Source organism: Sinorhizobium sp. B11 (assembly GCA_039725955.1).
Lineage (GTDB): Bacteria > Pseudomonadota > Alphaproteobacteria > Rhizobiales > Rhizobiaceae > Rhizobium.
Genome location: CP091034.1, coordinates 1,991,551 through 2,012,341, shown reverse-complemented (window position 1 = coordinate 2,012,341; position 20,791 = coordinate 1,991,551). Strand labels below are relative to the sequence as shown.

Here is a 20,791-nt window from a genome sequence, read left to right as displayed (position 1 = left end):
TGCGGGCGCAGCAAGTTGATAAGAAGGAAAGAGTGCCTGATTCCTGTTTCGCAGCGATGTTAGCGAGCGCGGCAGGAGGGGCTTATGCGAGGAATAGATGACGAAATCGCGTCAGGTCGACGACTATAACGCGCCGCTTGTGGATCGTGGGGGGCGTTCTGGCACGGCGATACGCATCATTCTGCTGGCGATCGTGCTGATTGCGGCGGCGGCAGCCTTCGTCTTCTTCAAAGATTCGCTCGGCAACGAGCTGGTACTCGGCTGTCTCGGCGTTCTCGCCATGGTCGGCATCTTCTTCCTCGTTTCCTCCGTTATCGGCTTCATCGAGGTCATGCCGCAGCGCCAGTCCGACAGCCTGGCGCGCGCTTTCCTGAACAGCCATCCGGACGGTTCGCTGATCACAGACGAGAAGGGCCGCATCGTCTACGCCAACGCCGCCTACGGGGCGCTGACGGGCGCACGCAAGGCAACAGAGGTGCAGACGCTGGAAACGCTGCTGTCGCGCCACCGCGAATCGAATGAGGCGCTCTACCGCCTCGTGAACGGCTTGCGTGAAGGCCGGGAGGGGCGCGAGGAATTCCGCCTGCTGCGCGCAGTCGGACCGGGAAGCAGCGCTGGCGCACATTGGTATCGTCTCAAGGCCCGTCTGCTGCAGCCTGACGATGGCGACGGCAAGCCGCTGCAGATCTGGCAGATCACCGATATCACCGCCGAGCGCGAGGACCAGGAGCGCTTCTTCAAGGAGCTGCAGAACGCGATCGACTATCTCGACCACGCTCCGTCGGGCTTCTTTTCCGCCGGGCGCAAGGGCGAAATCTTCTATCTCAATGCGACGCTTGCCGAATGGCTGGGGCTCGACCTCACCAAGTTCATGCCGGGCTCAATGAATATCGGCGATCTCGTCGCCGGCGAGGGGCTGGCGCTGATCCAGTCGGTGCAAGCCGAACCGGGTCTGAAGAAGACTGTCACGCTCGATCTTGACCTGCGCAAATCGAACGGCCAGAGCCTGCCGGTGCAGATCATCCACCGCGTCACTTCCATGCGCGACGGGGCGCCGGGCGAAAGCCGCACCATCGTGCTCACGCGCGACAAGGATGGCGAGAACGGGCAATCGGCCTCGGCAGCCGCCATGCGCTTCACCCGCTTCTTCAACAATACGCCGATGGCGATTGCCTCCGTCGACGGCAAGGGCAAGATCCTGCGCACCAATGCGCCTTTCCTGAAGCTCTTCTCCAATATCGTCTCGCGTGACGATCTGGAGCGCGGCGCGCTGATGGAAACGATCGTGCAGGAGAGCGACCGGCCGCAGCTTGCCGCAGCGCTTGCCGCCGCCAAGGACCGGCAGGGCGACATCGCCCCGATCGATTCCCGCACGCCGACCGACGATGCACGCTTCTTCCGCTTCTACGTGAATGCCGTGATCGACCAGAGCGACGAGGCGCCCGAGGAGGCGGCCATCGTCTATGCGGTGGAAGTGACCGAGCAGAAGGCGCTCGAAGCGCAGATGGCGCAGACGCAGAAGATGAATGCGGTCGGCACGCTCGCCGGCGGTATCGCGCATGACTTCAACAATGTGCTGACGGCGATCCTGCTTTCCTCCGACCATCTGCTCCTACAGGCACGGCCGGCCGATGCAAGCTTTGCCGATCTCATGGAGATCAAACGCAACGCCAACCGTGCGGCCGTTCTCGTGCGCCAGCTGCTCGCCTTCTCGCGCAAGCAGACGATGCGGCCGACGGTGCTCAACCTCACCGATGTCGTCGGCGATCTTCGCATGCTGGTCGACCGGCTGATTTCAGGCACGAACGTCAAGCTCGACGTCGAATATGGCCGCGATCTCTGGCCGGTCAAAACCGATCTCTCGCAGTTCGAGCAGGTGCTGATCAATCTCAGTGTCAATGCGCGCGATGCGATGCCGAAGGGCGGCACGCTGACGCTGCGCACGCGTAATCTGCCGGCCGCCGAAGTCGCCGCCTTCAACTACTCCTACATGCCGCATGAGGACATGGTGCTGGTGGAAGTGACCGATACCGGCACCGGAATTGCGCCCGAGATCATGGACAAGATCTTCGAGCCTTTCTTCACGACAAAGGAAGTGGGCAAGGGTACCGGTCTCGGCCTCGCCATGGTCTACGGTATCGTCAAGCAGTCCGGCGGCTATATCCAGCCGGAATCGGAAGTCGGCAAGGGCACCACCTTCCGCATCTTCCTGCCGCGCCATATCGTCGAACCGGCCGTTGCCGCCGAGGCGGAGGCAGCCGATCAGGCGGTTGCGGCGGGTGGCGCGAACGTCGTGGAACTGGTGCAGCCGAAGCAGCCCGAAGACCTGACGGGCTCCGCCGTCATCCTGCTCGTCGAGGACGAGGAAGCGGTGCGGCGCGGCGGCAAGCGCATGCTGGAGACCCGTGGCTACACGGTCCACGAGGCCGGCTCCGGCGTCGAGGCCCTCGAGATCATGGAGGAGCTCGAAGGCAAGGTGGATATCGTCGTCTCCGACGTGGTGATGCCCGAGATGGACGGACCATCGCTGCTGCGCGAGCTGCGCAAGAACTATCCGGATCTGAAGTTCATTTTCGTATCCGGTTACGCCGAGGATGCGTTCGCCCGCAACCTGCCGCCGGAAGCCAAGTTCGGCTTCCTGCCGAAGCCATTCTCGCTGAAGCAACTGGCTGTGGCGGTGAAAGAGACGCTGGACAGCTGATACGAAAAAGGGGCGCTGGAGCGCCCCTTGAATTTCTCAGTGATATTGGCGGGGCGAACCCCGCGGACGATTGGTTATTCGCCGAGTGCGACGGCAATCTCTGCCGCCAGCCGCGCATTGTTCTCCACGAGCGCGATATTCGTCTTCAGGCTCTGGCCATCCGTCAGGTCGAAGATCGTGCTCAGCAGGTAAGGCGTCACCGCCTTGCCGGTGATCTCGTCACGCTCGGCGCTGTCGAGGGCGCGTTCGATATAGATTTCCATTTCCTCGCGGGCAATTTCGTCGGCTTCCGGTACCGGATTGGCAATTAACATGCCGCCGTCGATACCAAGCTGTTCGCGCGTCGTCTGGAAATTGGCGATCGCTGCCGGGCTGTTCAGGGTCAGCGGGCTGCGGATGCCTGAGGAGCGCGACCAGAAGGCCGGGAATTCATCGCTTTCATAGGTGACGACGGGCACGCCGCGGGTCTCCAGCACTTCCAGCGTCTTCGGAATATCGAGGATCGCCTTGGCGCCGGCACAGACGACGATGACGCCGGTGCGGGCCAGTTCTTCCAAGTCGGCGGAGATGTCAAAGGTTTCTTCGGCACCGCGATGCACGCCGCCGATGCCGCCGGTCGCGAAGACCTTGATGCCGGCGCGTGCCGCGGCAATCATCGTGGCAGCGACAGTCGTTGCACCCGTGCGGCGTTCGGCGATCGCGAAGGCGATATCGGCGCGCGATACTTTCATCACGTCCTTGGCCTTGGCGAGCTGTTCCAGTTCGGCGGTCTCCAGGCCGATATGCAGCGTGCCGTGGATCACGGCGATGGTGGCAGGAACGGCGCCCTGGTCGCGGATGATCGCTTCGACGCTGCGCGCCATTTCGATATTGCCGGGGTAGGGCATGCCGTGGGTGATGATGGTCGATTCGAGCGCCACGATCGGTGCGCCGCGCTGCTTGGCGGCGGCGACTTCCTTGGAATAGGAGATCGGCAGGAGGGGCGAGATAGGTTTGGTCATGATCCGTATCCGTTTATCGATGTTGCCGCTTCATTGCAGAATTCTGGCGGCCGGGACAAGCGAAAGCATGTCGCGAAGAAGGTTCGGCGCGAGATTTTCGTTCACCGCATGCCGCGACTGGACGGTGAGGGCGGCTGCCGCCGCACCATGGCGGACCGCTTCTTCGAGCGGATGGCCGCGCATCAAGGCAGACAGTGTGCCTGCTGCGAGCGAATCTCCCGCGCCTGTGACATCGGCCACATTGTCAGAAATCGGCGGCTGCAGGAGAAGTGCGCGACCGTTCTTGAAGGCGACAAGCTCGCGCTGGCCGCGGGTGACGACCGCGCCGCCGATGCCGATGTCACCGAGCAACGACGGCCAGCCGGCAGCGTCGTCCGGCCGCTTGCCGGTGAGGGCTGCAGCCTCGGCCTCATTCATGAAGAGATAGTCGATGCCTCCGAGGCAGGGCAGGAGACGCACGACCTTGGCCGGTGAAATGGCAATTGCCGCGACCGGCTTGCCGAGCGCCTTAGCCCTTGCAACGATCGCGGCTGCGGTTTCCTCCGGTAGGTTGGCATCGAAGAGGATGAAATCGGTGGCGGCGAAGGCATCGCGCACCCAGCGGATCGACAGGCGGCGCGGCACGAAGAAGCGGTAGAGTTCCATGTCGGCGAGCGCGATGACGAGATTGCCGTCCTTCTCGATAACAGCCGTATAGCTCGGCGTCTTGCGGTCGAGGAAGACGAAAGGACGGTCGTTGATGCCGGCAAAGTCGGCCGCCTCGCTCACCATCTCGCCGATCGGATCGCCGCCGCGCGGGGAGATCATCGTCACGTCGAATCCGAGACGGGCAAGATTGCGGGCCGCGTTGAAGCCGCCGCCGCCCGGCTCCTCGAACCATGAGCCGGGGTTGCTGGCGCCCGGTGCCGTCTCACCGGCGATACGGCCGCGACGATCGATATGGGCGCCGCCGAGGACAAGAATCTTGCCGCTCATTTCTGCACCTCGAAAGCGAATCGAATGCGGCGCAAAGCGGCAGGATTCAGTGCCTGCGGGACATTAAGCCGTTGCTTTGCATCGATAAAACAAAAATAGAACACAGGCCGTTTTACCTTTTTCTTTCAATTATTTGCAACCCCATTGCGAAATAAGAACAAATCAGGTACAAACTTCGCATCAGCGGCGACATTGCTAGAGCAGCGTCAATAACCTAAAGGTGGATCGAATGTCTCAGAATTCATTGCGGCTCGTAGAGGACAAATCGGTGGACAAAAGCAAGGCGCTCGAAGCGGCACTCTCACAGATCGAGCGGTCGTTCGGCAAGGGCTCGATCATGAAACTCGGCTCGAACGAGAACATCGTCGAGATCGAAACGGTTTCCACAGGTTCGCTCAGCCTCGATATCGCCCTCGGCATCGGCGGTCTGCCGAAGGGTCGCATCATTGAGATCTACGGTCCGGAAAGCTCTGGTAAGACGACGCTCGCCCTGCAGACGATTGCCGAAGCGCAGAAGAAGGGCGGCATCTGCGCCTTCGTCGATGCCGAACATGCACTCGATCCGGTCTATGCCCGCAAGCTCGGCGTCGACCTGCAGAACCTCCTGATCTCGCAGCCCGACACCGGCGAACAGGCGCTCGAAATCACCGATACGCTGGTGCGCTCCGGCGCGATCGACGTTCTCGTCGTCGACTCCGTGGCAGCGCTGACGCCGCGCGCCGAAATCGAAGGCGAAATGGGCGACAACCTGCCGGGCATGCAGGCCCGCCTGATGAGCCAGGCGCTGCGCAAGCTGACGGCTTCGATCTCCAAGTCGAATACGATGGTGATCTTCATCAACCAAATCCGCATGAAGATCGGCGTCATGTTCGGTTCGCCGGAAACGACGACAGGCGGCAACGCGCTGAAGTTCTATGCCTCCGTCCGCCTCGACATTCGCCGTATCGGCCAGGTCAAGGAACGCGAAGAGGTCATCGGCAACCAGACGCGCGTCAAGGTCGTCAAGAACAAGATGGCGCCTCCCTTCAAGCAGGTCGAATTCGACATCATGTATGGCGAGGGCGTTTCCAAGACCGGCGAACTGATCGACCTCGGCGTCAAGGCCGGCATCGTCGAGAAGTCGGGCGCCTGGTTCTCCTATAACAGCCAGCGTCTCGGCCAGGGCCGCGAAAACGCCAAGATCTTCCTGCGCGACAATCCGGATCTCGCCCGCGAGATCGAAACGGCGCTGCGCCAGAATGCCGGCCTGATCGCCGACCGCTTCCTGCAGAATGGCGGTCCGGATGCCGGCGATGATGCTGGCGATGGCGACATGTAATCCAGCCTAGCACATAACGAATTTGAACCGGCCGCATTCCCTCACGAGAATGCGGCCGGTTTTGTTTGTTGCTGGACAGTGGCAAGGTCGGACGATAAAAGCCGATGGATTTAATTTTACCTGCCTGCTGGCAGCATCGAAGGGCATGAAATGAGCGGTGTAAACGATATCCGGTCGACCTTCCTCGACTACTTCAAGAAGAACGGCCACGAGATCGTTCCATCGAGCCCGCTCGTGCCGCGCAATGACCCGACGCTGATGTTCACCAATGCCGGCATGGTGCAGTTCAAGAATGTCTTCACCGGTCTCGAAAAGCGTCCCTATTCGACGGCGACGACCTCGCAGAAATGCGTGCGCGCCGGCGGCAAGCATAACGACCTCGACAATGTCGGCTATACTGCACGCCACCTGACCTTCTTCGAAATGCTCGGCAACTTCTCCTTCGGCGATTATTTCAAGGAGAATGCGATCGAGCTTGCGTGGAAGCTGGTCACCGAGGGCTTCGACCTGCCGAAGAACCGGCTGCTGGTCACCGTCTATTCCGAGGACGAGGAAGCTGCGACGCTCTGGAAGAAGATCGCGGGTTTCTCCGACGACAAGATCATCCGCATCCCGACCTCTGACAATTTCTGGCAGATGGGCGATACCGGCCCCTGCGGTCCGTGCTCGGAAATCTTCATCGACCAGGGCGAGAATGTCTGGGGCGGCCCTCCCGGTTCGCCGGAAGAAGATGGCGACCGGTTCCTGGAATTCTGGAACCTCGTCTTCATGCAGTTCGAACAAACCGAGCCCGGCGTTCGCAACCCGCTGCCGCGCCCGTCGATCGATACCGGCATGGGCCTGGAGCGTATGGCCGCCGTTCTGCAGGGCGTCCAGAGCGTCTTCGACACAGACCTGTTCCGCACGCTGACCGGCACGATCGAAGACGCTGTCGGCGTCAAGGCCGAGGGCAGCGCCAGCCACCGCGTCATTGCCGACCACCTGCGTTCGTCCGCCTTCCTGATCGCCGACGGCGTGCTGCCGTCGAATGAAGGCCGCGGCTATGTGCTGCGCCGTATCATGCGCCGCGCCATGCGCCATGCCCAGCTTCTCGGCGCCAAGGAGCCGCTGATGTACCGGCTGCTGCCGACGCTGGTGCAGGAGATGGGCCGCGCCTATCCGGAACTGGTGCGCGCAGAAGCGCTGATCTCCGAGACGCTGAAGCTTGAGGAAAACCGCTTCCGCAAGACGCTGGAACGCGGCCTGTCGCTCCTGTCGGACGCAACGGCCGATCTCTCCAAGGGCGACATGCTCGATGGCGAGACCGCCTTCAAGCTCTATGACACCTACGGCTTCCCGCTCGACCTGACGCAGGACGCGCTGCGCGCCCGCGAAATCGGCGTCGACATCTCGGGCTTCACCGATGCGATGGAGCGCCAGAAGGCCGAGGCACGCTCGCACTGGGCAGGTTCCGGCGAGAAGGCAACCGAAACCGTCTGGTTCGAACTCAAGGAAAAGCACGGCGCGACCGAATTCCTCGGTTACGACACCGAGACGGCCGAAGGCGTCGTGCAGGCGATCGTCAAGGACGGTACTGTCGCGACCGAAGCCAAGACCGGCGACAAGGTGCAGATCGTCGTCAACCAGACACCGTTCTACGGCGAGTCCGGCGGTCAGATGGGCGATACCGGCGTGATATCTTCCGACCACGGCAAGATCGAGATTTCGGATACGCAGAAGAAGGGCGAAGGCCTGTTCGTGCATCTGGGCACCGTCATCGAAGGCGTGGTCAAGGCCGGCGAGCCTGTCGCGCTGACAGTCGATCACGCCCGCCGCTCGCGCCTGCGCGCCAACCACTCGGCAACCCATCTCCTGCATGAGGCGCTGCGCGAAGTGCTCGGTACGCACGTTGCCCAGAAGGGTTCGCTGGTCGCGCCCGAGCGCCTGCGCTTCGACGTTTCGCATCCGAAGCCGATGACGGCTGACGAACTCAAGGTCGTCGAAGAGATGGCCAATCAGATCGTGCTGCAGAATGCTCCGGTCACGACCCGCCTGATGAGCGTCGACGATGCCATTGCAGAAGGCGCCATGGCGCTCTTCGGCGAAAAATACGGCGATGAAGTGCGTGTCGTGTCGATGGGGACGGGTCTGCATGGCGCCAAAGCCAACAGGCCCTATTCGGTCGAACTCTGTGGCGGCACGCATGTGTCGGCAACCGGCCAGATCGGTCTCGTGCGCATCCTCGGCGAAAGCGCCGTCGGCGCCGGCGTTCGTCGTATCGAAGCGGTCACCGGTGAATCGGCCCGCGAATATCTCGCCGAACAGGACGATCGGGTGAAGACGCTGGCCGCCTCGCTGAAGGTGCAGCCGTCGGAAGTGCTGTCGCGTGTCGAGGCGCTGATGGATGAGCGCCGCAAGCTCGAAAAGGAACTGGCCGATGCCAAGCGCAAGCTCGCCATGGGCGGCGGGCAGGGCGGGTCTGCCGATGCCGTGCGCGAGGTCGCCGGCATCAAGTTCCTCGGCAAGGCCGTGGCCGGCGTTGATCCGAAGGATCTCAAGGGGCTTGCTGATGACGGCAAGGCAAGCATCGGCTCTGGCGTCGTGACGCTGATCGGTGTTTCCGACGATGGCAAGGCCAGTGCCGTCGTGGCCGTGACGGCCGATCTCGTCGGCCGTTTCAGCGCTGTCGATCTGGTGCGCGTCGCTTCTGCTGCTCTCGGCGGCAAGGGCGGCGGCGGCCGTCCCGACATGGCGCAGGCCGGCGGCCCAGATGGTGCCAAGGCTGACGAGGCGCTTGAGGCCGTTGCGGCCGCACTCGCAGGCTGAGCATTCGCCTGACGACAGGTCAAAATCAAACCGGCTGCGAGATCATCGATTTCGCAGCCGGTTTTGTTTCCGGCACGCCCTGCGGTCAGTTTCTCGTCTGCAATGCGAGGCGGCAGGCGAGGCCGGTGAATACGCCAGCCAGCAGATATTGCGGCAGCTTCGGGAAGCGGCGCATCGAGCCCAGACGCGAGCGGATCTGACTGCCGAGCAGGATGACTGCGCCGTTGACGACAAGGCCGATGCCGTTCAGCACGCTAGCGAGTACCAGAATCTGCACACCCATCGAACCGCCCTCGGCAGTCACGAATTGCGGAAAGAGCGCGATGACGAAGAGTGCCATTTTCGGATTGAGCAGATTTGTCGCAAGACCGGCAAAGAAGATGCGCCGTCCCGGCAGCCGCCTCAGTGTCGAGGCCGGCGCAAAGGTGGTGCTTTCGGAACGGATCGTCTTGTAGGCGAGATAAAGCAGATAGAGGCAACCGGCCCAACGCACCGCCTCGTAGGCAACGGGCACGGCCACGAGGAGCTGCGAGAGCCCGAAAGCTGCGGCGAGCGCGTGACAATAGGTGCCGAGAGCAATGCCTGCATAGGTCAGAAATCCGGCTGTGCGTCCCTGGCTGATACTGCGCGAGGCAATCAGCAGCATATCGGGACCGGGCGTTGCAGTGAGCACCAACGCTGCGGCGGCAAAGAGTATCAATGTAGTAAAGTCCGGCATCAGTCTTCCTCTTGGGTTCGAGCCGGAATTCCGGTCTACGCAGGATTCGCTCCCAGCACCAGGCTTTTCCGAAAATATGAATCGATTTTCGGAAAAGCCTGGTGCGTAGATTCAAAGAGTTAGAGCGTCCTTTGTGCGTCCGAACGGAAGCACGGCGCTCTAAGGTTCAAGTCAGCAGGATTTGTCAAATCGGGCTATGCTTTGGTGAGCCGATCGATTTGCAAAGGGTTTGACATGGTGGGTGAAACGGCATGGGCGCTCTACGAGAACCGTCTGAGACGGGTCTCGGCCTATATCCACGATCATCTCGACGAGGATCTGGATATGGAGCGGCTGGCCGAAATCGCGTGCCTGTCGAGCTATCACTGGCACCGGATCTACAGGGCGATTTACGGCGAGACGCTGGCGGCAACCGTCAAGCGGCTGCGGCTGCATCGCGCGGCGGGCGATATCGTCCGCACGGATCTTGATGTCAGCGAGATTGCGAAGCGATCAGGCTATCCCAATCTCCAGTCCTTCAACCGCATCTTCAAATCGGTCTATGGAATGCCGCCGGCACGCTACCGGAAAGAGGGAAGCCACACAGTCTTCGAACCCTCAGATACCGGAAAGGCACCAGCCATGTTTGATGTCACGCTGAAAACCATCCCGCAGCTCGAACTCATCGGCGTTCCCCATACCGGCTCCTATATGGAGATCGGCAAGGCCTTCGAAACGCTGTTCGGCACGCTTTATGCCCGCGGGCTCGCAAAGCCGGAGATGCGCATGATCGGCGTCTATCTCGACGATCCCGATCTCGTGCAGCCCGAGAAGCTGCGCTCTGTCGCCTGTGTCGCAGCAGGAGAGGAGACGACCGCCAATGCGCCACTGGAGCGACGCATGGTGGAGGGCGGCGATTATGCCGTGCTGCACCACAAGGGCCCCTACGCCGATATGTACAAGGCCTATCAGTGGCTCTACGCCCAGTGGCTGCCTGCGTCCGGCCGGCAGATCCGGGATCGCGTGATGTTCGAGGAATATCTCAACAATCCACGCGAAGTCGCGCCGACCGAATTGCGGACGGATATCTACATGCCGCTGGTGTAAACGGCTCTTTTCTGTACGCATTCCGGACGCAAAACCGCTACGCACTTTTGCTGGAATTGCTTCAGGCCGCCTGCATCGCCTTTGCCGCTTCTTCATCCAGCGCCGTTGCCCGCTTATAGGCATCGCGTTCGGAAAGCCGGCCGAAATAATCGACGAAGGCCTGGCGCTTTTCGATGCTGCCGAAGGCAAGACCCCAGCCGATATGCGAACCGACATAAACATCGGCAGCGGTAAAGCGCTTGCCGGCAATATAGGGGGAGGCGGCCGAAACCGCCTTTTCCAGCGTGCCCATGACATCACCGAACGAACCGCAACCTGCCATGCGCAGCCGCTCCTGCGGAATTTCGAAGCCGAGCGCCTTCAAGGTGACGGACGCTTCCAATGGCCCGGCGGCGAAGAACATCCAGCGGTAGTAATCGGCTCGCTCATCCGCCTGCGGGCCCAACCCTGCCTGCGGAAACGTGTCCGCAAGATACGCACAGATCGCCGCGCATTCCGTCACGATCGTCTTCCCATGACGGATCGCCGGCACCTTGCCCATCGGGTTGACGGACAGATAGTCCGGTTCCTTCATCGTCCCGCCGAAGGTCAGGACTTCGGTATGATATGGTATGCCGGTTTCTTCCAGCATCCACCGCGCTATCCGGCCGCGCGACATCGGATTGGTGTAGAAGGTGATTTCCTCGGTCATCCTGCTTTCCTCTCTCCCAAGCTTCTTTCGTAGCGCTGGCGCGGGAGATTTCAACCCTTGGAGAAGGCGGCGCCTTCACTGCCGCGCGGGAAATGACCTCTGTCGCCGGCGCTGCGTCAGGGCCGGCGGTCCGGCCGGAAAGGGATCGCCAGCGCTGATTGTAGTGCAGGGTCTGGGTCTCTAGCAAAGCAAGATCAAGGTAAAAGACAATCATATCCTGGCCCTCGCGGCGCGCGAGAAGCCTTACAAGCTGCAGGAATTCGGGGACAAAACTCTTCTTGGCCATCAGAACCTCCATGCCTAGGCGAGTTTCTGAATAGGCTTTGCAACTTACGCGAGGCTTACTTTTCAAAGGTGTTGCTAATTTAGCATCAATGAGCACAGTGGCAGCAACAAAAAACCCGGCACAATGGCCGGGTTTTCGATCTCTATGCTGACAGGGCTCAGGCCATTGCGGCCTGCAGGTTCTGGTCGATCTTGTCGAGGAAAGCCGTCGTGGAGAGCCACGGCTGATCCGGGCCGATGAGCAGCGCCAGGTCCTTGGTCATGAAGCCGGCTTCGACGGTATCGACGCAGACCTTTTCCAGCGTCGAGGCGAACTTTGCGAGTTCGGCATTGTCGTCCAGCTTGGCGCGGTGTGCGAGACCACGGGTCCAGGCGAAGATCGAAGCGATCGAGTTCGTCGAGGTTTCCTGGCCCTTCTGGTGCTGACGGTAGTGGCGGGTGACCGTGCCGTGAGCGGCTTCGGCTTCAACCGTCTTGCCATCAGGCGTCAGCAGAACCGAGGTCATCAGGCCGAGCGAACCGAAGCCCTGGGCAACGGTGTCGGACTGGACGTCGCCGTCGTAGTTCTTGCAGGCCCAGACGTAGCCGCCGGACCACTTCAGAGCGGAAGCGACCATGTCGTCGATCAGGCGGTGTTCGTAGGTGATGCCGGCTTCCTTGAACTGATCCTTGAATTCGGTCTCGAAGACTTCTTCGAAGATGTCCTTGAAGCGGCCGTCATAGGCCTTGAGGATGGTGTTCTTGGTCGACAGGTAGACCGGCCACTTGCGCATCAGGCCATACATCATCGAGGCGCGGGCGAATTCGCGGATCGACTCGTCGAGGTTGTACATGGCCATGGCAACGCCGGCGCCCGGTGCGTTGAAGACTTCCTTCTCGATGACGGTGCCATCTTCGCCGACGAACTTGATCGTCAGCTTGCCCTTGCCGGGGAACTTGAAGTCGGTGGCGCGGTACTGGTCGCCGAAAGCGTGACGGCCGACGACGATCGGCTGCGTCCAGCCGGGGACGAGGCGGGGAACGTTGCGGCAGATGATCGGCTCGCGGAAGATGACGCCGCCGAGGATGTTGCGGATGGTGCCGTTCGGGCTCTTCCACATTTCCTTGAGGTTGAATTCCTTCACGCGGGCTTCGTCCGGCGTGATGGTCGCGCACTTGATGCCGACGCCGTACTTCTTGATGGCGTTGGCGGCATCGACCGTGACCTGGTCGTTGGTGGCGTCGCGGTTTTCAACCGAGAGGTCGAAATAGTCGATGTCGAGGTCGAGATACGGATGGATCAGCTTGTCCTTGATGAGCTGCCAAATGATGCGAGTCATTTCATCGCCGTCGAGATCGGCGACGGGATTGGCGACCTTGATCTTCTTCATGTATCTGCCTCGTAAGCTTAGGAAAGGGACAGCTGTCCCGGGTGGGTGATGTGGGTCCGGAGCGCTATAGCATTGTGAGCCGGGAACGCAAAGCAGAACGGGCAGGGACGTAGCGTTTTTGCCACCATTGCCAAGTACTGGAAAATGGCTAGTCTCGCCGGCAGAAGCCCCCCGAGTCCCGGACATTTTGCCATGAAGAAGATCGCCGTTCTGTTCGCCGGCCTCGTTGCCGCCCTGTCTTTTGCACCCGGCCTTTCACTTGCGGCCGATGCGACTGGGCCGGTCAAGGAGATCATTGATGATACGAAGAAAAACTGGGCGGGCGAGAACAGCGACTGGATCGATATTTTCGACGAAGGAATGCTCGGCAGGCTCTACAGCAAGGATTTCGGCGACAAATACAAGGCGGCAGCCCAAAACCCTGCGGCCGACGAGGACGGCATTTCGCCCTTCGACTATGACGTCATCGTCAACGGTCAGGATGCCTGTCCGCTGCAGGATCTCTCCATCGAAAGCGGCCAGCCGGCAAACGGCACGACCGAAGTGACGGTGAAATTCAAGGCGGCGACCTGCATGGAAGGCGCACCCAAGAAGGATGCCTTCACGACCGTGCGTTTCGAGGTAATCGAGGAGAGCGGCAAGGCCGTCATCGACGACATTATGATCCAGGGCGAAGAGGGGCAGGGACCGATCTCGCTCAAGGAGGCCATGGTGCAGATCGCTAATGGCGAATGACTGCCAAAGAAGTCACCGTCTGGCGACTCCGGAGAACACGACGACTAATGACTCTTGGCATCATCATTTTGGTGTGATTTGATTTTTGCCGAGGCGGCGGTATCTCGCTCTCGGGTTCGCCACATCCCGCGCGCATGAGGACTGGCAAGGGTGATTTCCGGCTTTGAGTTCCGAGACTGGCTGCTTGCCAATGACCCGGCGCTGTCGCGCCTGCGTATGGGGTCACGAGTCACTCTGTCGATCCTGCTCTCCTTCGCGATCCTGCTTTCGATACACATGCTCATCGTGCCGTTGCCGATCGCGTCCTACGGTCTCGGCATCGTGCTGTCGATCGAAGGCGGAGTTGCGGTACGCGACAAGGGCTCGGCGAGCCAGCTCATCACCAGGCTGCTCGGCTGCCTTGCAAGCCTTGTCGTCGTCGGTATCGCGGCGGCGCTGGAGTCGCAACGCGTTCTCTCGGATTTCATCTTCCTCGTGGTGATCTTCCTCGCATCATCCGCGCGCGTCTACGGCCCCCGCGGCTTTGCGATCGGGATGTTTGCCTTCACTTCCTATTTCATGGGCTCCTACTTCCGCCCGACGATCGCTGAATTGCCTGTCGTCCTGATCGGCCCTGTTGTCTCGGCGCTCGTCAGCCATTGGGTGAGGGCGGTGCTTCTGCCCGACAACTGGCGGCGCGACCTGCTGCGATCGCTCGAGAGCGTGCGGGGCCGCATCAACCAGATCCTCTTCAAGCTCGCTGCCCTTGCTGCGGATGGAAAGGTCGATGAGGCCGATCGGCAGGAACTGCGCCAGCTGGAGGACCGGCTGAAGGAAGTCGTGCTGATGGCCGAGAGCTTCATTCCGCGCCCGCCGGGCGGCGTTTTCGATGGCGCTTCGGCACCGGCCGCTGAACTGGCGATCCGGCTATTCGATGCGCATCTGGCGACCGAAAGCGCCATCGTGCTGAGCTATCAAAGCCCGCCATCCTTTGTGCTCGTCCATGCGGTGATCGAGGATGACAAGGCAGTGCTCTCGGCTCAGGAGAAGGCGGTCGCCGACATGGAAGGCCAGCCGCAGGGCGAGACGGCACGGGCGTTGCTATGGTTGGGTGCCGCACGCCGGCAGCTTGCGGAGACGATCGATGCCGGGCGCAGGTCCGACTTTGCCGAGATTGCCTCGATTGAGGAGGCCAGCCCATCAACGCCGATCGATTTTTCGCTGAAGAATCCGCTGATGCGCTCGGCCCTGCAGATCACGCTCGCGGCGGCAATCGCCATGACGCTTGGGCTGGCGCTCTCACGCGAACGCTGGTTCTGGGCGGTGCTGGCGTCCTTCCTCGTTTTCAGCAATACCAATTCGCGCGGCGATACTGCTATCAAGGCGCTGCAGCGCTCAATCGGTACATTGTTCGGCATCGCCTTCGGCCTGGTGCTGGCGACATTGCTGACGCACCAGCTGGCCATCGCCATCGCGGTTTCAATCGTCTGCGTCTTCCTTGCCTTCTATTTCCTGCAGATTTCCTATGCGACGATGACCTTCTTCATCTCGATCGTTCTCTGCCTGGTCTATGGCATGATGGGTGTCCTCACCTTCGATCTCCTCAAGTTGCGACTGGAGGAGACGCTGATCGGCGCGGTGGCGGGAACGCTCGTCGCCTTCCTCGTCCTGCCGGCACGCACGCGCGGGACACTCGATACGGCGGTCGCCAAGTGGTTCAACGCCCTGAAGGAGCTGCTCCTGGCCGTATCGGAAAAGAAGAGCCAGCCGGAGCTCATCGTCATCTCGCAGAAGGTCGATGCCTGCTATCGCGACATCACGCTTTCGGCGCGCCCGCTCGGCTCGACCTGGTCCATTGTCACCAGGCCGGGACAAATTCGCCAGACGCTGGCGATTTTCCTCTCCGTTACCTATTGGTCGCGCATTCTGGCCCGCAACAATACGGCCGATGCCGTCGACGAGGATCTCAAGGGGCGGATCACCGCAGATATCGGCCTTCTGGACAGATTTGCGCAGCGCGGCTCGGAGTGTTTCCTCGTCACCCGCAAGCAGATGCGGCACGTCAGCCGTCACCTGCCACTGTGGCAGGAAGGGTCGCGGCTCGCCGTCGAAATGATCGGCTCGACCATCGAACGGCTCTATCCGACAGAGACGCAGGACTTGCCGTTTGCGGCCGGCAAAGCTATTGCGCCCGTAAATCAGGAATAGGAAGCACAAATAAGCACCATGGCGGGCACCAACAGCGAGCGTCAACTTTTGGCCGAAGGGCCTGTTATCATTCTGGTCGAGCCGCAGATGGGCGAGAATATCGGCATGGTGGCACGCGCCATGGCGAATTTCGGCCTTGCCGATCTTCGCCTCGTCAATCCGCGCGACGGCTGGCCGAACGAGAAGGCGCAGGCCGCAGCCTCCAAGGCCGATCACGTCATCGAAGGCACGAAGGTTTTCGCTACGTTGGAAGAGGCGATCGCCGATCTCAACTTCGTCTATGCGACGACGGCGCGCAGCCGTGACAATTACAAGCCGGTGCGCTCACCGGTCTTTGCCGCCGGAAACCTGCGCAGCCGCTTCAGGGCAGGCGAGGCGACGGGTATCCTGTTCGGCCGCGAGCGCTGGGGACTGACCAATGAGGAAGTGGCGCTTGCCGACGAGATCGTCACTTTTCCGGTCAATCCGGCCTTTGCATCGCTCAACATCGCCCAGGCGGTGCTGCTCATGTCCTATGAATGGATGAAATCCGGCATGGAGGATCTGGAGGCGGTGCCGTTCCAGGCGCTTGAACAGCGACCCTCCACCAAGGAACAGCTCTTCGGCCTGTTCGACCAGCTGGAAGAGGCGCTCGATTCCCGCAACTATTTCCATCCGCCCTCGAAAAAGCCGAAAATGGTCGACAACCTGCGCGCAGTTCTCTCCCGCCGGGCCTTCACGGAGCAGGAAATCAGCGTGCTGCGCGGCGTCATCTCCTCTCTCGACCGCTTCTCGCGCAATAGCCCGCGCAAGGGCGGTTCCACCAGATCCCGCAAGGAAGCGCCCGCCGATGACAGCGCCGACGAATGAGCTGAAACCCGTCCTCGTCTTCGATTCAGGCATAGGTGGGCTCACCGTGCTGCGCGAAGCGCGCGTGCTGATGCCGGAGCGCGGCTTCATCTATATCGCCGACGATGCCGGCTTTCCCTATGGTGGATGGGAGGAGCAGGCGCTGAAGGAGCGGATTATCGGCCTCTTCGCCAAGCTCCTTGAAGATTACGATCCCGAGGTCTGCATCATTGCCTGCAATACGGCTTTTACGCTTGTGGGCGCCGACCTGCGCGCCGCCTTTCCGCAGATGACATTCGTCGGCACTGTGCCGGCGATAAAGCCTGCTGCCGAGCGCACACGCTCCGGGCTGGTCTCGGTGCTGGCGACCCCCGGCACGGTCAGGCGCGCCTATACACGCGACCTCATCCAGTCCTTCGCGCAGCAATGCCATGTGCGGCTGGTCGGCTCGGAAAACCTGGCGCGCATGGCTGAAGCCTATATCCGCGGTGACGTCGTTTCTGACGAGGCAGTGCTCACCGAGATTGACCAATGTTTCGTCGAGAAGGATGGGCGCAAGACCGACATCGTCGTGCTCGCCTGCACGCATTATCCCTTCATGGCGAATATGTTTCGCAGGCTGGCGCCTTGGCCGGTGGACTGGTTGGATCCGGCGGAAGCCATTGCGCGGCGCGCTCGCACGCTGGTACCGCATGTTGCGGACGCCGTTCATCCTGACAATTTCGACTTTGCCGTCTTCACCTCGGGCAATCCGGATTTTGCCACGCGGCGGCTGATGCAAGGTTTCGGCCTGAGCACGCGATAGGGTACTGCGCGCTTTATTTCCCCTGTCTCATCACGCAAGATCCCAGCGGGGAATCGCGAGCAGGTGTTTACCGCTCAAGATGCAAAGGGATGCGCCGTGCCGCTGCAAAGACTTGTGATGCTGATCTTCTTTCTGCAACCGATCGCCTTTGGCGCCTGGTTGCCGCGCATTCCCGATATCCAGGCGAAGCTTGAACTTGGCACTGCCGATCTCGCGGTAGCCCTTCTGGGATTGCCTATTGGTACGCTGATCACGCTCCCGTTTGCCGGCCGGATCGTCTCGCGCATCGGCGGGCGCATGGCGATCATCTATGGGTTCATCTTCTTTCTTGCCGTGGTCTCGCTGCCGGCCTTCGCACCCAGCGCCGTGCTTCTTTTCCTTGCCCTGATGATCGTCGGGGTCGCGCTTTCCACGGTGGAACTCGGCATGAATGTCGAGGCGGATGTGACGGAGAAGGCGACGGGGCTGATCATCATGAGCCGCTGCCATGGCTTCTGGAGCTTCGGCATCATGGCCGGCAGCCTGATCGGCGTTGGCGCCATCGCCATCGGGCTTTCACCGCACTGGTCGATCCTGATCACGGCGATCATCGTCCTGCCGATCGCGTTGGTGGCCAGCCTGCGCCTGCCGAAATTGCCTGAAAGTCACCATGCGGAGAATTCGCAGACAAAGACCGGCTTCAAGCCGCCAAGCCTTGCCCTGCTGGGGATCTGCGCCTTCGTCTTCGGCGTGACGATGACCGAAGGTGCGATCGCCGACTGGTCGGCGGTCTATCTCCGCGATGTCATGAATGCCGAAGGTGCGCAAACCGGCCTTGGTTATTCGGTTTTCGCTTTCATGGTTGCGGCGGGGCGCTTCAGCGGTGATTACATGAAGGGCCGTTTCGGCGCGGTTGCCATTGCCCGCGGCTGCGGCATCGCCTCGCTTGCCGGCATGCTCGTCGTTCTCCTTGCGCCGGCGACGCCGCTTGCCCTGCTTGGCTTTGCAGCCGTCGGTGTCGGTGTCTCGGTCGGATTTCCGCTTGCGGTGACGGCCGTCGCTTCGCTGACCGACCGACCACCTGCTTCAAGCGTTGCCATACTCTCCTTCGCGGCGCTCAGCGGTTTTCTCATCGGGCCGCCGATCATCGGTTTTCTCGGCGAACTCCTGGGCTTGCGGGTCGGGCTCGCGGTCCTGCTGGTGCCGCTCTTTGTCAGCCTGCTCTGCACCCGTTTGCTGATTCCGACGCAAAACGACATGGCGGGCGATCTCGTCGAGCGCGAGGCGGTGTAGGGCGTCTTTCCAGGCCTGACTTTCCCTGTGGGTTTTTAAAGGTTTGACGACAACAGCGCCTGCGAATCTGCTAGAGACGGGGGCTGGAATTTGTAAGGGGAATTGGGCGTGCAGGTTGGCATCGATATGGGAATGGCGTCCGGCAACCCGGCGACGCTCGATATCGAGGAATTGCTGGCGACGCGTCTGCTCGTGCAGGGCAATTCCGGCTCCGGCAAATCGCATCTGCTGCGCCGCCTGCTGGAACAGTCGGCCCAATGGGTACAGCAGGTCATCATCGATCCCGAAGGTGATTTCGTCACGCTGTCCGACCGGTTCGGCCATGTCGTCGTCGATGGCGAGCGCACCGAGGCCGAGCTTGCCGGCATTGCCAACCGCATCCGCCAGCACCGCGTTTCCTGCGTGCTAACGCTGGAAGGGCTCGATATCGAGCAGCAGATGCGGGCAGCCGCGGCCTTCCTCAACGGCATGTTCGATGCCGATCGCGAATATTGGTATCCGGTTCTTGTCGTTGTCGACGAAGCGCAGATGTTTGCGCCCTCGGTCGGCGGCGATGTCTCGGAAGATGCGCGCAAGGCGTCGCTCGGCGCCATGACCAACCTGATGTGCCGCGGACGTAAACGCGGGCTTGCCGGCGTCATCGCCACGCAGCGTCTCGCCAAGCTTGCAAAGAACGTCGCGGCCGAAGCCTCGAACTTCCTGATGGGCCGCACCTTCCTCGATATCGACATGGCGCGCGCCGCTGATCTGCTCGGCATGGACCGCCGTCAGGCGGAAATGTTCCGAGATCTGAAGCGCGGTCATTTCGTCGCCCTTGGACCGGCGCTGTCGCGTCGGCCGCTGCCGATCCAGATCGGCAATGTCGAGACATCGGCGCGTTCTTCCAGCCCGAAGCTGATGCCGCTGCCGGATTCGCCACAAGATGTCGAAGACCTGATCTTCACGCCGGATCCGGAAGAGTTCCAGCGGCCGATCGTACGGCGTGCTCCACCGGCGCCGCGCCCGACCACCGATATCCTGGCCGAGCTCTCGCGCTCGACGCCGGCCACCAGCTCCATGCAGGCCGCCGAGCCGCGTGTGGCCCAGCCGGAACTGTCGGCCGAAGAGCGCGAGGAGCGGCTTTCCGGCGTGCTCTCCGAGATCCTCGACGATCCGGGCTCCGGTTTCCGCACGGATGCAGTCCTCTATCAGGAATTCCTGGTGCGGCTGCGCATGCGCCGTGTTCCGGGAGCCCCAATGTCCTTGCAGGATTTCCGGCGGCGCGTGGCGGTTTCCCGCTCCGGCGTCGATCCCGACATGGCAGCAGGGGAGGCCTGGGCGACGGCGCTTTCGCTCTCCAATGGCGTCACCGACGATCTTCAGGGTGTGTTCCTGATGATGGCGAAGGCCGCGATCGGCGGCGAGGCCTGCCCGTCCGATGCCCGCATTGCCCGCGCTTATGGCACGCATTCGGCCCGGCGCGCGCGCCGGCTGCTTGGCTATTTCGAAGAACAGGGGCTTATCGTCGTCCACACGGACTTTACCGGCAAACGCATCGTCGCCTTCCCGGACCTGCAGGCCGAGACCGCGCCGGGTTCGGCCGATGCGCCTGACACCGAGGCCCTGAAGAGCGCCGCAGAATAAGCATCAGACCCAGCTCTGGATGATCTCGGGGCTGGCATGGATGCAGGTGAGCTCCAGCCGCGTCGTTCCCACATTCTTGAAGCAGTGGGGCGTCTCCGCATTCACGATGACTATATCGCCGGGATTGGGCTCCAGCGTCTCTTCGCCAACGGTGAAACGCGCCTTGCCGGAGCGCACGATCCACATTTCCGTATAGGGATGAACATGCAGGTCCGGGCCCTGGCCAGGCTCGTTGTCGATCAGGAAGATCGAGACCGGGGCGCCGAAATCCCGGCCCTCGAAGCGAATGGTCCGGTTGGCGAATTGCTGCTGGATTTCACGCGGTATGACATGGAACATGATTTCCTCCTTGGATCACGCTACGGACTTCGCTATGAATTTATCTTCTCGA

The 20,791-nt window shown here is 61.6% G+C and carries 16 protein-coding genes; 10 read left to right on the top strand and 6 right to left on the bottom strand.

What is annotated here, in order from left to right; all coding sequences use genetic code 11:
• The first annotated feature begins 97 nt into the window (after positions 1 to 97).
• Positions 98 to 2,701, top strand: coding sequence for a response regulator (locus LVY75_19785; GenBank protein XAZ25390.1), 2,604 nt, complete (start codon positions 98 to 100; stop codon positions 2,699 to 2,701).
• A gap of 74 nt (positions 2,702 to 2,775) precedes the next feature.
• Here LVY75_19785 and LVY75_19780 read toward each other — a convergent pair whose 3' ends face one another.
• Together LVY75_19780 and LVY75_19775 are read right to left on the bottom strand one after the other, a co-directional pair.
• Positions 2,776 to 3,702, bottom strand: a complete 927-nt coding sequence (locus tag LVY75_19780; protein ID XAZ25389.1) for a pseudouridine-5'-phosphate glycosidase — start codon at positions 3,700 to 3,702, stop codon at positions 2,776 to 2,778.
• Between the two features lie 30 nt (positions 3,703 to 3,732).
• Positions 3,733 to 4,677, bottom strand: coding sequence for a carbohydrate kinase family protein (locus LVY75_19775; GenBank protein ID XAZ25388.1), 945 nt, complete (start codon positions 4,675 to 4,677; stop codon positions 3,733 to 3,735).
• A gap of 229 nt (positions 4,678 to 4,906) precedes the next feature.
• On the opposite strand from LVY75_19775, the gene recA reads away from it, so the two are divergent.
• Both recA and alaS read left to right on the top strand, forming a co-directional pair.
• The gene (gene recA, locus LVY75_19770; GenBank protein XAZ25387.1) at positions 4,907 to 5,995 is read left to right on the top strand and encodes a recombinase RecA; all 1,089 of its coding nucleotides are present in this window, start codon (positions 4,907 to 4,909) and stop codon (positions 5,993 to 5,995) included.
• 150 nt (positions 5,996 to 6,145) lie between these two features.
• Positions 6,146 to 8,800, top strand: coding sequence for an alanine--tRNA ligase (gene alaS / locus LVY75_19765; protein ID XAZ25386.1), 2,655 nt, complete (start codon positions 6,146 to 6,148; stop codon positions 8,798 to 8,800).
• An 85-nt stretch (positions 8,801 to 8,885) separates the two neighbouring features.
• Here the strand turns inward: alaS and LVY75_19760 are convergent, their stop codons facing one another.
• Positions 8,886 to 9,518 carry a LysE family translocator gene (locus tag LVY75_19760; protein XAZ25385.1) on the bottom strand — a complete coding sequence of 211 codons (633 nt, stop codon included), beginning with the start codon at positions 9,516 to 9,518 and terminating at the stop codon, positions 8,886 to 8,888.
• A 234-nt stretch (positions 9,519 to 9,752) separates the two neighbouring features.
• On the opposite strand from LVY75_19760, the gene LVY75_19755 reads away from it, so the two are divergent.
• Positions 9,753 to 10,604, top strand: a complete 852-nt coding sequence (locus LVY75_19755; protein XAZ25384.1) for an AraC family transcriptional regulator — start codon at positions 9,753 to 9,755, stop codon at positions 10,602 to 10,604.
• A 61-nt stretch (positions 10,605 to 10,665) separates the two neighbouring features.
• On the opposite strand, the gene LVY75_19750 is transcribed toward LVY75_19755, so the two are convergent.
• Both LVY75_19750 and LVY75_19745 read right to left on the bottom strand, forming a co-directional pair.
• On the bottom strand, positions 10,666 to 11,295 hold the full coding sequence (locus tag LVY75_19750; protein ID XAZ25383.1) for a glutathione S-transferase family protein: 630 nt from the start codon (positions 11,293 to 11,295) through the stop codon (positions 10,666 to 10,668).
• Between the two features lie 443 nt (positions 11,296 to 11,738).
• Positions 11,739 to 12,950: an NADP-dependent isocitrate dehydrogenase gene (locus tag LVY75_19745; GenBank protein ID XAZ25382.1), complete on the bottom strand. Its 1,212-nt coding sequence runs from the start codon at positions 12,948 to 12,950 to the stop codon at positions 11,739 to 11,741.
• A gap of 192 nt (positions 12,951 to 13,142) precedes the next feature.
• Here LVY75_19745 and LVY75_19740 point away from each other — a divergent pair, with 192 nt between their 5' ends.
• The 6 genes from LVY75_19740 (at position 13,143) to LVY75_19715 (ending at position 20,400) form a co-directional block, all read left to right on the top strand.
• Positions 13,143 to 13,685, top strand: a complete 543-nt coding sequence (locus LVY75_19740) for a hypothetical protein (protein ID XAZ25381.1) — start codon at positions 13,143 to 13,145, stop codon at positions 13,683 to 13,685.
• A 150-nt stretch (positions 13,686 to 13,835) separates the two neighbouring features.
• On the top strand, positions 13,836 to 15,872 hold the full coding sequence (locus LVY75_19735; protein XAZ25380.1) for an FUSC family protein: 2,037 nt from the start codon (positions 13,836 to 13,838) through the stop codon (positions 15,870 to 15,872).
• Positions 15,873 to 15,890: 18 nt separating this feature from the next.
• Complete coding sequence (locus tag LVY75_19730) at positions 15,891 to 16,721, top strand: RNA methyltransferase (protein XAZ25379.1); 831 nt, start codon at positions 15,891 to 15,893, stop codon at positions 16,719 to 16,721.
• Positions 16,702 to 17,505, top strand: coding sequence for a glutamate racemase (gene murI / locus LVY75_19725; GenBank protein ID XAZ25378.1), 804 nt, complete (start codon positions 16,702 to 16,704; stop codon positions 17,503 to 17,505). Before LVY75_19730 ends, murI begins: the two co-directional genes overlap by 20 nt.
• Before the next feature lie 96 nt (positions 17,506 to 17,601).
• Entirely contained in the window at positions 17,602 to 18,777 is a 1,176-nt protein-coding gene (locus LVY75_19720) for an MFS transporter (protein ID XAZ25377.1), read from the top strand.
• A 108-nt stretch (positions 18,778 to 18,885) separates the two neighbouring features.
• Positions 18,886 to 20,400, top strand: a complete 1,515-nt coding sequence (locus LVY75_19715; GenBank protein XAZ25376.1) for an ATP-binding protein — start codon at positions 18,886 to 18,888, stop codon at positions 20,398 to 20,400.
• A 3-nt stretch (positions 20,401 to 20,403) separates the two neighbouring features.
• Here the strand turns inward: LVY75_19715 and LVY75_19710 are convergent, their stop codons facing one another.
• On the bottom strand, positions 20,404 to 20,739 hold the full coding sequence (locus LVY75_19710; protein ID XAZ25375.1) for a cupin domain-containing protein: 336 nt from the start codon (positions 20,737 to 20,739) through the stop codon (positions 20,404 to 20,406).
• Positions 20,740 to 20,791 lie beyond the last annotated feature (52 nt).